Annotated in this window: 17 protein-coding genes and 1 pseudogene; 11 read left to right on the top strand and 7 right to left on the bottom strand. The window is 67.9% G+C overall.

Annotation, left to right across the window (positions count from 1 at the left end; translation table 11 throughout):
* Positions 1–83: 83 nt before the first annotated feature.
* The 5 genes from SGUI_RS16360 (at position 84) to SGUI_RS16340 (ending at position 3,102) form a co-directional block, all read left to right on the top strand.
* Positions 84–1,013: a tyrosine-type recombinase/integrase gene (locus tag SGUI_RS16360; RefSeq protein ID WP_066642083.1), complete on the top strand. Its 930-nt coding sequence runs from the start codon at positions 84–86 to the stop codon at positions 1,011–1,013.
* Positions 1,014–1,128: 115 nt separating this feature from the next.
* The gene (locus tag SGUI_RS16355; protein ID WP_202816591.1) at positions 1,129–1,347 is read left to right on the top strand and encodes a toxin HicA; all 219 of its coding nucleotides are present in this window, start codon (positions 1,129–1,131) and stop codon (positions 1,345–1,347) included.
* Complete coding sequence (locus tag SGUI_RS16350) at positions 1,344–1,688, top strand: type II toxin-antitoxin system HicB family antitoxin (protein WP_066642078.1); 345 nt, start codon at positions 1,344–1,346, stop codon at positions 1,686–1,688. Before SGUI_RS16355 ends, SGUI_RS16350 begins: the two co-directional genes overlap by 4 nt.
* Before the next feature lie 167 nt (positions 1,689–1,855).
* On the top strand, positions 1,856–2,710 hold the full coding sequence (locus tag SGUI_RS16345) for a DUF6174 domain-containing protein (protein ID WP_335675536.1): 855 nt from the start codon (positions 1,856–1,858) through the stop codon (positions 2,708–2,710).
* 68 nt (positions 2,711–2,778) lie between these two features.
* The gene (locus tag SGUI_RS16340; protein WP_066642074.1) at positions 2,779–3,102 is read left to right on the top strand and encodes a type II toxin-antitoxin system PemK/MazF family toxin; all 324 of its coding nucleotides are present in this window, start codon (positions 2,779–2,781) and stop codon (positions 3,100–3,102) included.
* 75 nt (positions 3,103–3,177) lie between these two features.
* Here the strand turns inward: SGUI_RS16340 and SGUI_RS16335 are convergent, their stop codons facing one another.
* Both SGUI_RS16335 and SGUI_RS16330 read right to left on the bottom strand, forming a co-directional pair.
* Positions 3,178–3,735 carry a P-loop NTPase family protein gene (locus SGUI_RS16335; RefSeq protein WP_066642072.1) on the bottom strand — a complete coding sequence of 186 codons (558 nt, stop codon included), beginning with the start codon at positions 3,733–3,735 and terminating at the stop codon, positions 3,178–3,180.
* A 111-nt stretch (positions 3,736–3,846) separates the two neighbouring features.
* Positions 3,847–4,212 carry a hypothetical protein gene (locus tag SGUI_RS16330; protein WP_157621889.1) on the bottom strand — a complete coding sequence of 122 codons (366 nt, stop codon included), beginning with the start codon at positions 4,210–4,212 and terminating at the stop codon, positions 3,847–3,849.
* A gap of 213 nt (positions 4,213–4,425) precedes the next feature.
* On the opposite strand from SGUI_RS16330, the pseudogene SGUI_RS18455 reads away from it, so the two are divergent.
* The 3 genes and pseudogenes from SGUI_RS18455 to SGUI_RS16320 form a co-directional block, all read left to right on the top strand.
* A pseudogene (locus SGUI_RS18455) lies at positions 4,426–4,944 on the top strand (FAD-binding oxidoreductase); the annotation flags it as partial.
* Positions 4,945–5,963: 1,019 nt separating this feature from the next.
* The gene (locus SGUI_RS17585) at positions 5,964–6,467 is read left to right on the top strand and encodes a mycothiol transferase (RefSeq protein WP_157621888.1); all 504 of its coding nucleotides are present in this window, start codon (positions 5,964–5,966) and stop codon (positions 6,465–6,467) included.
* 78 nt (positions 6,468–6,545) lie between these two features.
* Positions 6,546–7,796, top strand: coding sequence for a multidrug effflux MFS transporter (locus SGUI_RS16320; protein WP_066642068.1), 1,251 nt, complete (start codon positions 6,546–6,548; stop codon positions 7,794–7,796).
* A 1-nt stretch (position 7,797) separates the two neighbouring features.
* Here SGUI_RS16320 and SGUI_RS16315 read toward each other — a convergent pair whose 3' ends face one another.
* The 5 genes from SGUI_RS16315 to SGUI_RS16295 form a co-directional block, all read right to left on the bottom strand.
* Complete coding sequence (locus tag SGUI_RS16315) at positions 7,798–8,304, bottom strand: metallophosphoesterase family protein (RefSeq protein WP_237141390.1); 507 nt, start codon at positions 8,302–8,304, stop codon at positions 7,798–7,800.
* Positions 8,301–8,540: a hypothetical protein gene (locus tag SGUI_RS16310; protein ID WP_066642066.1), complete on the bottom strand. Its 240-nt coding sequence runs from the start codon at positions 8,538–8,540 to the stop codon at positions 8,301–8,303. Before SGUI_RS16310 ends, SGUI_RS16315 begins: the two co-directional genes overlap by 4 nt.
* Positions 8,541–8,577: 37 nt before the next feature.
* Positions 8,578–9,744, bottom strand: a complete 1,167-nt coding sequence (locus tag SGUI_RS16305) for a peptidase C39 family protein (protein WP_157621887.1) — start codon at positions 9,742–9,744, stop codon at positions 8,578–8,580.
* 260 nt (positions 9,745–10,004) lie between these two features.
* A complete protein-coding gene (locus SGUI_RS16300) occupies positions 10,005–10,220 on the bottom strand; it encodes a hypothetical protein (protein WP_157621886.1) in 216 nt (71 codons plus the stop codon).
* A 166-nt stretch (positions 10,221–10,386) separates the two neighbouring features.
* Entirely contained in the window at positions 10,387–10,683 is a 297-nt protein-coding gene (locus SGUI_RS16295; RefSeq protein ID WP_066642063.1) for a histone-like nucleoid-structuring protein Lsr2, read from the bottom strand.
* A 47-nt stretch (positions 10,684–10,730) separates the two neighbouring features.
* Between SGUI_RS16295 and SGUI_RS18450 the strand changes: the two genes are divergently transcribed.
* The 3 genes from SGUI_RS18450 to SGUI_RS17580 all read left to right on the top strand — a co-directional run bounded on the left by SGUI_RS18450 (position 10,731) and on the right by SGUI_RS17580 (position 12,075).
* A complete protein-coding gene (locus SGUI_RS18450; RefSeq protein WP_083190765.1) occupies positions 10,731–10,964 on the top strand; it encodes an IS3 family transposase in 234 nt (77 codons plus the stop codon).
* A 38-nt stretch (positions 10,965–11,002) separates the two neighbouring features.
* Complete coding sequence (locus tag SGUI_RS16290) at positions 11,003–11,377, top strand: ATP-binding protein (protein ID WP_269465836.1); 375 nt, start codon at positions 11,003–11,005, stop codon at positions 11,375–11,377.
* A 377-nt stretch (positions 11,378–11,754) separates the two neighbouring features.
* A complete protein-coding gene (locus SGUI_RS17580; protein ID WP_191090925.1) occupies positions 11,755–12,075 on the top strand; it encodes a hypothetical protein in 321 nt (106 codons plus the stop codon).
* Positions 12,076–12,103 lie beyond the last annotated feature (28 nt).

Raw genomic sequence — 12,103 nt, 5'->3', positions numbered from 1 at the left:
GCGCGTCGGTCGGCTTGGCACGGGGATGAAGGTTCCGAGGAAGGACTTTGCTGGCAACCGCTTGCTTCGGGTCACGATGGTGCATGAACAGATTCCAGATCACCTCTGCCCTCGTTCCCGTATCGACTGAAAACCCGGCCGGTGCAGCTCTACGCCAGGCGATAGCCGCGCACCTTGCCCGCTACACCGGACAGACGCGCACCCACACCGAGTCGGACCTGCGCGCCTTCCTGAGCTGGTGCGGCGAGCGTCAGCTGGACCCCCTGGCCGCCCATCGTGTGCACGTCGAGCTCTACGTACGGTGGATGCAGGAGGCTCGTCGCTACAAGCCGTCGACCATCTCGCGGCGGTTATCCGTGGTGAGCGGTTTCTACCGCACAGCCGTCATCGACGGGGTCCTGACCGCTTCCCCAGCCGACCACGTCCGACGCCCACACGTACCACCCGAATCACCGACTCTCGGTCTGTCCCACCTGCAGTTCGAAGCGATGCTTCAGGCGGCGCGTGCCAGCAGCAACATCAACGACTTCGCCCTGGTCTGCATACTCGGGCTGCTGGGACTGCGCATCTTCGAAGCGTGCGGCGCCGACATCCACGATCTGCGGGAGGAGCACGGTCACCGAGTGCTGAGCGTCCGCGGCAAGGGCGGCAAGGTCGTCCTGACACCCCTACCCCCAGCTGTGCAGCGCGCTATCGAACGCGCCGTCGACCGCCGTGAGGATGGTCCGATTCTGCGCAACCGGCAGGGCGGTCGGATGGACCGGCACGCCGCGACCCGTCGTCTGCACCACCTGGCTGACGACGCCAGCATCGACCTGCCGCGGATGCATCCGCACATGCTCCCGCACACCTTCGTCACCACCATGCTCGACGCCGGCGTGGACCTGCGCGACGTCCAGATCGCAGCCCGCCACGCCGACCCACGCACGACCATGCGCTATGACCGGGCACGCAAGAACCTCGACCGACACCCCAACTACATCCTCGCCGCCTACATGGCCTCCGGCACCTGATCCACGGCCGGTCCTTGCGTCGCCGGCCCTGGCCTCGGGCTGGACCAGCGTTGCCAGTTGGTACTACAAGCAGTACCATTCTGGTGTGCCGTCAGTGGCGAAGATCCTGGATCAGATGAGAAGCAACCCTGCCAACATCCGGTACCAGGACCTGGCCAAGGTGTGCGAGCACCACTTCGGTCCGCCCCGGACCAGCGGCGGCTCCCACGCCGTGTACAAGACCCCCTGGCCCGGAGACCCGCGAGTGAACATCCAGAACGACCACGGCAAGGCCAAGCCCTACCAGGTCCGCCAGGTCCTGGCAGCGATCTACAAGAAGGAGGAAGACCAGTGAGCACCGCGATTCCCGACATCACCCACTACACCTACCGCGTCAGCTGGTCTGCCGAGGACCAGGAGTTCGTCGCTACCTGCCTCGAGCTGCCCTCGCTGTCCTGGCTCGCACCCACCCAGGACGCGGCCCTGCACGGCCTTCGCGATCTCGTGAACAGTGTCACCGAAGACATGCATCGCAACGGGGAACCGATCCCAGAGCCACTGGCCTCCCGCACCTACTCGGGCAAGTTCAATCTCCGCGTCGGTGAACGACTCCACCGGCAACTCGCCACCAAAGCAGCAGAAGAACACCTCAGCCTCAACCAGTACGTCATCCGCAAACTCGGCGACGCATCCTAAGGGCATCCGGAAATGCCGCTGGTTGCCCGTGGTGGCGCGCGTGAATCGGGGGCCGGTGCGAGTGGCGTTCCGGGTCGGCATCTTCCCGGGTAGTAGGCCTTTGTTCGTGGGTGGGAACCCCGTCCGGGAGGTGGGAGTCTCAAACGCATTGACGACTGGAGGTGGCCATGGACCATGGCGGTGTTGCTGGACGGGGTGATCGGGCGCGGCGCCACCTGTGGGGTGCCATCGTCGTAGCCCTGTCGCTGAGCTTGTCGGGATGCGCAACCGGATCGGCCACCGCCCCCGGAGCAGCGGAGGGCACCGCTCGTGAGGGTGACACGGCGACGTGGCAGATCGGGAGCGCACCCGAAGTCACACAGGACGGCGCCGTGGTCAATCTTCTGGTCACCCGCCTGGGGTGTGCCGGCGGCGTCACCGGCCCCGTCCTCGACCCTGTGATCGATGTAGAGCCCAACAGCGTCGTCATCAGCACCCCGGTGGAAGCCCGCTCCGGCGCCGCAAACTGCCTCGGGAACGACACGGTCCCTCTCGAGGTGCAACTGGGGCCGGACGCCCTGGGCAAGGACTTGGTCGATGCTGCCTGCCTGGACGGCGCCGAGGCCGCTGGAACCGCCCCCTGCGACCCCGGGCCCGCCCGGTGGCACCTGCCGAGCCCCGAACCGGCCGGGCGCATCGACTGGGCGGCCCCCGACACCTACACCTTCCAGGTCACGAGCATGTGCGGGCAACGCGCGTTCCTGGGCACCTTCGAGATCGACGTCGCCGGCGGCGAGGTCACCGCCCTCGAGCCGCTCGGGGACCGGTTCGGCGAGAGCACGATGAGTGAGGCGGTCGTGGAGTCGGCGATGACGTTGGAGGACATCGTGGAGGAGGCCAACCGCGGCGGCGTCGCCCGGCGCGTCGCCCTCGATGCCGAGGGCACCCCGCGGTACGTGTCCATCGGCAGGGACCCGGCCCAGTCTGACTCGACGAGCTGCTACTTCATCCACGAGTTCATTCCGCACACGACCAACGAATGACCCGGAGAAGACGCTCGACATCACGGCCGCGCGGGAGACCGCAGCGTTGATGGCGTCAGCCTAGTGACATGTCACGTGACACTCATGACGGTGAAGCATCGAGTCAACGAATATCGGAGGCGGATGCGCTGATCGTGCAGGACGATGTGTTCGACAGCACCGCATCGGTGACTGTGGCACCGCTGACGACCACCTTGATCGACGCCCCTCTGCTTCGGGTGGCTTTCTCCACCGACGACGTCACCGGTCTTCAACATGAGAGCCAGGTCATGATCGACAAGATCACCACGGTCTGCCGCGAGAACCTCCGCATCCGCGTCGGTCGGCTGGCGCCGGGGAACCTCCTGGAGGTCGAACGAGCCATGATGGCCCTTCTCGGTCTCGCCAGATAGGCACCGACAGCCCTCCACGGCATCCGCTCTTGCCCGCGGGGAGCGCCGTGGAGTTCGAGTCTCATCTGTGTCCTGCTACGCCTCATGGACCAGAGGGAGACCTTGGCGTTCGACGTCAGCGACCCACTGTCGGGTCTGTTCCGGTGAAGTCAGGCGGACCACCGTAGGGCCCTCAGGATCGTCAAGCATCTCTACTATCCGACTCCTCTTGCGGTCGAAGCTGCGGAAGTGCCACAGGATGATGGAGTCCCTGGACAGAACTTGGCGGATCGACTCGACGTTGCCGTTGCACACGCGTTCACGGGTCACAGTCCGTGCGAGGGTCCGCCTGAGGAGCCGCCGCAACGACACATGGCGGGGATAGTCGAGAGCCACGACCAGCTGCGCCTGCGCGACGATGACGTCCTTCCACTTTCCGTAGGCCGTATCCAGGATCCACGCGGGCTGCTCCGCGATCGCTTGCGCTACCGCCCGTTGCTCGTCGGCCGGGCGCTCACGCCACGAGGGCAACCACCCGATCTCGTCATCCGCGGAGTGCCAGGGCAACCCGGTTATCGCCCCCAGGGTCCGGGCCAGAGTCGTCTTGCCCGACCCCGTGACCCCATAGATCAGCACGCGTTGTACCCGGAACATCGCGCAAACATATCCAGTGGCAAGCGGGGCTCAACCGAGCGCTCGGGCAGGTCGTCAAGATGTCCGCTGTTGCCGCGCACCCGGCACAGACGACCACGAGCGAGCAGAACGTCAGTCCTCCTTTGGTTCGTATCCGAAGTCGCGCCGGATCCGCGCGATTCCCTCGACGAGTTGTTGCACCTTCGTCGGCTCGACGTCGCCAAGAGTCGTGACGACGTCCCCATCGGTGACGGGAGTGCGCCACTTCAAGAGCGCGGTGACGTCACGCTCGTACTCGTCGTCCGGGGTGCCGTACTGGCTGATGTAGCCCCGCGGATCGACGTCGGCGAACAGCCGAGTCATCGCCCAGCGGTACTCGCTGTAGTCGCGCCGCAGCACCATGCGGAGAGCCTCCCATACCAACGCACGCACATGGAGCGGCTCGCTCGTGCCGGATTGCGGAACTTGGCGTCGTCCAAGGGCGTAGATCGACAGCACCGTTGCTTGAACGGTGCGGAAAGCCTTTCGCCGGCTCGGGCTTTCATATCCCGGGCCGGTGCCATCTGTCAGGGTTTAATGGGGCGTGGTCCGACGATCTGAGCGCCCCCGGGGGGCCCACCGACGCGGCCGTCGGCGGCGTGGTCTGCGCTGGGGCATCGCGGCCACCGCTCTCCTGCTGGTGCTGTTCGTCGGCGGCCCTGAGCTGGCCTTGTGGTCAGGGGCCCCGTCTCGGCGAAGGACTGCCAGGTCGGCCCGGCCCCGGACGCCCTGGTCCGGGCCGCCTCGCAGACGTCGGGGACGGTCAGGCGTGCGGCATACCCGGGCGGTTTGGAGCAGACCGGGGGCACGGTCACGGACGCGAGCTGCCTGACGCGCACCCCGGTGCACGGGGTGGCACGCCCGCGCGACGAGGCGCGGGTCCGAGCGGCCCTGGCCTATGCCCACGAGCACGGGCTGGCGGTATCCGTGGGCGGTACCCAGCACGCCATGGGTGGCCAGGCGTCATACCCGGGTGGCCTCGTCGTGGATATGCGGGGCATGGACGCCATCACGGTCGATGAGGAGTCGAGGACCGCGGTCGTGCAAGCCGGGGCGACCTGGCACCAGGTGCTGGAGGCGGTGCACCCCGCGGGCCTCGCGGTAGCGACCATGCCGGGCATCGACGTCCTCAGCGTCGGCGGCACGGTGTCGGTGAAAGCCCACGGGCTGGACTTCAGAGCAGGCAGCCTGTCGTCGACGATCGCCTCGGTGCGGGTCATGCTCGCGGACGGCAGCGTGCACCGGGTGAGCCCGGACGAGGAGCCAGCGCTGTTCGCGGCCGTGGTCGGTGGCTACGGGCTGGTCGGCGTCATTCTCGATGTGGAGCTCAACCTCGTCGACAGCGAGATGTACCGGTTGCGCACCACCGTCGTGGACTACCAGGACTTCCCGGCCCACTTCGCCTCGGAGGTGGCCGGGGACGACGCGGTCCGGATGACGTACGCGCACCTGTCGACGGCACCGGGCAGCCTCCTCCGGGAGACCATCGTCTACGCCTACGAGCAGGCAGAGGAGCCCGAGCCGGTGCCACCACTTCGCGAACGGGCCTCGGACCGGGCGAGCCGCCTGATCTTCAACCTGGCCCGGACCGGGGATTTTGGGCAGCGGCTGAGGTGGACGGCGCAGCGGGAGGTGCTTCCCCGTGTGCGAGGGTGCCTGCGCTCGCGCAACGAGTCGCTGCGCGAGGCGGAGGCGTGCATGGTGGGACGCAACCAGGCGATGTACGAGAGCCTGGGCTTCCTGAACAACCGGCTGCCGCAGTACACCGACGTGCTGCACGAGTACTTCCTGCCCCACGACCAGCTCGTGCCCTTTCTGGACGAGCTGCGGGCCCAGCTCGGTGAGCACGACGCCCAGCTCCTCAGCGCCTCGATCCGTTCGGTCCACCAAGAGGATGTCGTCCTCGACTACGCGCAGGGGGAGCGCTTCTCGGTCGTGCTCTACCTGAGCCAGGACGTGAGCGACACCGGGAACGAGGACATGGCCTCACTCACCCGTGCCCTCGTCGCGGCCTCGCTGGAGCATGGCGGCACGTTCTACCTGCCGTACCAGCAGCACTACACCCGCGACCAGGTCGCAGGCCTACCCGCGGCTCGCGGAGTTCTTCGAGACCAAGCGCCGGTACGACCCGGACTCACTCTTCCGGAACAGCGTGTCCGAGCGCTTCATGTGAGCAGGTGCTCGGCTTGCGTGCGCGCTAGGCTCCGGACATGGGTGACGCGCCGTCTGCGCTCAACGAGCTGCAAGCCCTCCGATGGTGGTTGGGGGACCTGCGCGCGACGGTCGTCCGCAAGGCCGAGGGGTTGTCGGCGGAGCAGCTCGCAGCGCGGTCGGTCCCGCCCTCCGACCTCTCCATCCTCGGACTGGTTCGACACCTGGCACAGATGGAGCACTACTGGTTCATCACGACCCTGTCGCGGGAGGACGAGCCGCGGCCCTACGTGCCGGACGGTGACTGGGACGCACAGTTCCGCGACGCGGCAGCCGACGACGCTCTCGTCGCGGATGCCTTCGAGACCTGGCACGCGGTCTGCGCCCGCGCCGACGCCGTCATGGACTCGCTCGAGCCCAGCGACCTGGACTTCGTGTGGGATCCGGACGACAAGCTCGGGTCTGTGCGGGGCGCCCTGCTCCAGGTCCTCTATGAGTATGCGCGTCATGCCGGCCACCTCGACCTGCTCCGGGAAGCGATCGACGGACAGACCGGCGAGTAGGGCCGGACGCCGGCGGGCAGGCACGACCTGGCGCCGGCTGCCGGGAATATCGACGAGGGCATCCACCCTTGCCTCTGGGTGAGTTCAGCCCCCGTCGAAGCACCCGCCGCACCTGGCCACCCCCGCACCGAGCCCTCCCCGCTGGGCCGGCTGCTGCTCTTCGGGGCGCTCGTCGCGATTGGTCCACTGACGATCGACATGTACCTCGCCGCCTTCCCGGCCGTCGTGGAGGACCTGTCCACGACCGAGGCCACGGTGCAGCTGACCCTGACCGCGACCCTCGTCGGGCTCGCCAGCGGCCAGCTCCTCATCGGGGCGTTGTCGGACTCCTTCGGCCGGCGCCGACCGCTGATCGCATCGCTGACCGTCTACGTCCTGGTCTCCGTGGCGATCGCGGTCTCCTCCTCGATCGAGCTGCTGCTGGTCCTGCGCTTCGTGCAGGGCCTGACCGGTGCGGCCGGGATGGTGCTGTCGCAGGCCATGGTCCGCGACCTCTACAGCGGGTCCCGGATGGCGACCTTCATCTCCCGGCTCTTCCTGGTCGTCGGCGTGGCCCCGATCCTGGCGCCGACGCTGGGCGCCCAGTTCCTGATCTTCGGCAGCTGGCGGACCATCTTCTGGGCGCTGGGAGCCTTCGGGCTGCTGCTGGCGGTGCTGGCGCTGGTCCTCGTCAAAGAGACCCTGCCCCCGGAGCGACGGCGCCACTTCGGTCCGCGGACCCTGTGGTCCAGCTACCGGGTGCTGCTCTCGGACCGCCGCTACATCGGCCTCGTCCTGACCGTGTGCACCGCGATGGGCTGCCTGTTCGCCTACATCTCCAGCGCGACCTTCGTCTTCCAGGGGGTCTACGGGATGACGACCCAGCAGTATGCCTTCGTCTTCGCCGCCGGCGCGGGAGCGCTGACCGTCACCAGCCAGGTCAACGGGTCCCTGGTGCGCACGGTGCACCCGGCCTCGGTGATGCGGGTGGCGCTGCCCTCGATGCTGGCCATCGCCCTGGCCCTGCTCACCGCAGCCCTGGTGGACCTCGGCGTGTGGGCCATCGTCGGCGGCATCGTCCTGCTCATGGGCTCGGTGGGCTTCGTGATGCCCAACAGCCCGAGCATCGCGCTGGCCGATCACGGGGAGCGGGCCGGAGCGGCTGCCGCGCTGCTCGGGGCGACGAACTTCGTCTTCGGCGCGCTCATCTCCCCGCTCAGCGGGCTGTTCGGGGTCGGCTCGGCGGTGCCGATGGCGGCCATCATGGTCGTGTGCGCCACGGCGTCGTTGTTCTTCTTCACCGTGCTGGCCCGCCCGCGCGAGATCCTGCGGGACATGCCCTGGGAGTGAGCTACTCCCCGATCCGGTGCAGGGTGACCTCGTCCAGCGCTCCGGCAGCGACGGTGCAGGCCAGGTAGGTGCAGTAGGGCTGACGCCGCCGGTCCGTGGGCGAGCCGGGGTTGAGCAGCCGTAGCCCCTCGTGCTCGGTGTCCCAGGGGATATGGCTGTGCCCGAAGACGAGGACGTCCAGGTCCGGGTATGCCGCGCGCATCCGCTCCTCGCGGCGCGCCTTGGCGCCGGTCTCGTGCACCACGCCCCAGCGCATACCCCCCAGCTCCACCCGGGCCACCTCCGGCAGGCGGCGACGCAGCTCCTCGCCGTCGTTGTTGCCCCACACGGCGACGAGGCGGGCGGCGCGCTGCTCCAGCTCGTCCAGCAGGTCGGGGGTGACCCAGTCACCGGCATGGATGACCACGTCGGCGACGGCCACGTGCTCCCACACCTGCGCCGGCAGGTCCTTGGCCCGCTTCGGCACGTGGGTGTCGGCGAGGATGAGCAGGCGCAGGCCGCGGCTCACCCCACCTCGGGGGTGTCGGTGCCGCCCTCGTCGTGGATCTCCTCGGCCATCTGCTCCAGGTCGCCGTCGTCGACCTCGACCTCGGCCTGCTCCATCCCCTCCTCGAGGTCCTCGCGGATCGTCTCGGGCTGGGCACCCTCGTCCCAGCTCTCGACCCGCTCGACGACCTGGTCCGCCGCCTCCTGCCGGGCGTCGGACTCCTCGGACGCGCCACTGCTGCTCTGCTGCTCGCTCATCCCGCCACCGTAGCCACTCCCGAGGCGGCGCGCGCGTCTACCAGCTGCCGTGACGCTTGTCGGTCGGCACCGCGTGGTCGCGGGGATGGATGAGGTATGCCGTGCCGCCGGAGTACTTGAGCCAGACCGTGAAGAGCTCCAGGCGTCGGTAGACCAGGCGCACCCGGGCATCGCTCGAGGCTGCCGGGTCGTTGACGATGACGTCGCCGTTGCTGTCGAACCCGCGCACGACGATGACGTGCCCGTTGCTGGAGGGTATCGGCGCGCCGGTGAGCTCTCCCCGCTTCCAGGCGATGCTGATGACGACCGGCACCCCGGCGCTGATCCACTCCTCGAGCTGCGCGAGCGAACCCATCCGGGTGACGTAGGCATCCAGGCCCTGCGTGGAGGCCCAGGCCGTGTTGAAGGGCCAGTTGCCGTGGCCCCGGTAGGTGTAGTCGTAGGTCCGCGCCGCCGCGCGGGGCACCGTGACGTTCTTCCCCCAGTAGGCGAGGACCATGGACGTGGAGGTCGGCGAACACCACACCTCACCGCCGTCCGGATAGATCATCTGCGAGCGCTTCGGGACGTTCAGGTCACGCCCCCAGGCCTGCCGGTCCGAGTAGACGGGCAGCCCGGCCGCCTCCTTGGCCGAGTTCGACGCCAGGACGGCCACCATGCTCACCGACGGGTTGCGGGTCCGGTCCGTCGTGAAGAGCGTCAACCGGTACTGGAACCTGGTGTATGCCGCCCCGCCCGCGAGCTTGAGCAGGTCCGTCTCCACGGTGCCGTCCGCATTCCCCTGACCCGCGACGCTGCGCCGTCCGATCGTCGCGTTGGTCTCCGTCCAGATACCCATGTTGAAGTACTTCGTCCACCGCGAGGTCGAGGGACGGTAGGCGCGTACCTCCACCTGGACCCAGGTTCCGACCGGGGTCAGCGCGTTCCAGGACGCGATGAGCCTGTCGAAGGGCTGGGCCGGCGTGATCTGCGGTGAGGTGAGGCGCCCGTAGTAGTAGGTGGCGGAGGTGCCGTACAGCTCGGGGTTCCGCCCGGACTGCAGGCCGCTCGACGCCAGTCGCACGTGGGCACGGCCGGAACGGTTCTCCACCACGACGGCGGAGCGGGACGCGCTCTCGAAGTGAGCGGGTGTGTAGTGGCGGCGAAGGCTGAGGTAGGTCTGCACGCTCGCCGCCAGCGCTGGAGCGGCCGAGATGGCCGTCAACGGCGGAACGAGGGCCGCGGCCTGCAGAAACGTCCGACGGGTAGCGACCATAGGATTTCCTCCCCGAAGCCGAAATGTCCGGCACCACCAGGTGACCGACATTTCCGCCGGTCAATTCCCGCCGATAATACGACAGCAGACGGCATTTCCGCTGCGCACAGCCTCTTCGGGGCTCAGGCTGGCCGCAGAGAAGGGCTAATTACTCGACCACCGATGGGCCACCTGCAGGAGGTCCGCGAAGCGTTCCTGCTCTGCTCGCGTCACACCGCCACCGCATCGCTGAGCGCAGTGCTCGATACCGCATCGCGCAGAAGGGTTGTCGTCACCACATCGACGCGCCGGCCCAAGACGTCGCTGAGCTCCTCGCTCATTCCTGCCACGCGCAGCAAGGGGTTCCCGGCGTCAGGCAGCAGATCTACGAGAACAGGCCCCAGCCCCGCGTCCTTCTGCGGAATCTGGGGGCTGAGGTGCGACAAGCTGCACAGCGTGAGACACAGAGGTGGAGGTGGCGGGAAACTCCTCGCTAGCGCTGTGAACAGCACAGATGCTCGCGTCGACTTCCGTGTGTCAGCCCTGTGTCAGATTCGAGGCCTGAGCCACCCCGTCGCGTGTCGAAGTCACGACCCACAGCACGCGGCCTAGTCAGCCCTTCTGCGCAGCCTCGTACGCGGCAACGACCTCGCTGGAGATACGTCCGCGGTCAGAGACGGAGTGCCCGTTCTCCTTCGCCCACTCCCGGATGGCCTTCGTGCGCTCCCGGTCCTGCTGACTCGCGCTGCTGCTCGTACCGGTCCTGCGCGTTCCACCAGACACCTTCCGCCCTGCCATGAGGTAGGGCTGCAGAAGAGTGGCAAGCTCCGCCGCCTCATCAGTGGATAGATCAACCTCGTAGGTGTTGCCCTTCCAGCCGAAGGTGACGGTCTCGCCCTCTTTGCCCAACTCCTCCCCCGAGAGCCGCCAAGACCCGGCCTGCCTCGGCGCGCAGCATTCGGGACGCCGAGCTGGCCGAGGACATCCGGACCGCCCACAAGGCCAATCTGGGTGTCTACGGCGCCCGCAAGATCCACGCCCAACTCAATCGCGAGGGCGTCCAGGTCGCCCGCTGCACCGTAGAGCGGCTGATGAAGACCGAGGGCCCGCGGGGAATCCCGCGGGAGAAGACCCGAAAGACCACGATCGGTGCGGGGGCTGAGACCGAGCGACCTGAGGACCTACCCTGATCGCGCTCAGTCATGCGGCCGTCCTGGCCGGGCACCGGGTGCGGTACCTGACCGCGGCCGACCTCGTCGAGACGCTCTACCGCGGCCTGGCCGACAACACCGTCGGCAAGGTCATCGAGGCCCTGCTGCGCAACGACGTCGTCCTCGTCGACGAGATCGGGTTCGCCCCGTTGGACGACACCGGCGCCCAGCTGCTGTTCCGGTTCGTCGCCGCCGCCTACGAACGCCGAGCGCTCGGCATCGCCTCGCACCACTCCTTCGAGGACTGGGGCCGGTTCCTAACCGAGCACACCACCGCCGTGTCCATGCTCGACCGGCTCCTGCACCACGCCACCACCGTGCTCACCAACGGCCAGTCCTACCGCATGCGCCAAGCCCTTCAACGCCGAGGAGGTGAGCTGCCCACCATGTGATCCACCCCGCAAAGGGTGGGGACTTCCACCTGGCCAAAACCGGGGACTTCCAACTGGCCGTTGACACCGCCGGCCACCACGGACAGCAGTTGCGCCCCCCACCCTCCACGCGAGGGTGGGGGCGCTGGACGTGTCCTGGCCGAGATGAGGCGATCGGCAGCAGCTATAGTCCAAGGTCTAGTTAATGCGGGGAGGTTGCCTTGAAGGTACGGCTGGCTGCGCCGGTAGCGGTCCGATCGTGCCGTGACAGACAAGGCGAAGACCGGCCTGGCCTGGGGGGTGCGTGGCAGGAGTGTGAGATCTTCTGGGGCAGCGACCACTCGACCGACCTGGACGAGTGCCTTGCAGGCCTGGGCGACGTTCAGCGGGCTTACCTCGTGGCTGAGCTGCGCAACCTTCTTATGCGAGCACAGGTGGGCGAGCTCGTCTACCGTCCGAACAGGGACGCGGAAGGGGATGTGGCGCTCTCCCACATCCGGCCGCGAGTGCTTGAGATCGCCATGACCAAGCAGCGAGGTGAAGAGGGCGAGCAGCACACCCGCTTCTACTTCACCGAGCCAGCTCATGAGGAGGGTGTGCTGCTTAAGCTTCTGATGGCTTGGAAGCGCCCAGGCCGGGTGGGCCTCGAGGAGCAGAATGGCCAGATGATCCAGGCTGATCGTCGCCTCGACTGGCACTACGGCGAGACCGACCTGTGACTTGCACGGATATTACCTTTAGCGCATA

This window comes from Serinicoccus hydrothermalis (genome assembly GCF_001685415.1).
In the GTDB taxonomy this organism is placed as follows: domain Bacteria; phylum Actinomycetota; class Actinomycetes; order Actinomycetales; family Dermatophilaceae; genus Ornithinicoccus; species Ornithinicoccus hydrothermalis.
Note: the sequence above shows the minus strand (reverse complement) of the source record. Positions and strands in the feature narration are given on the sequence as shown.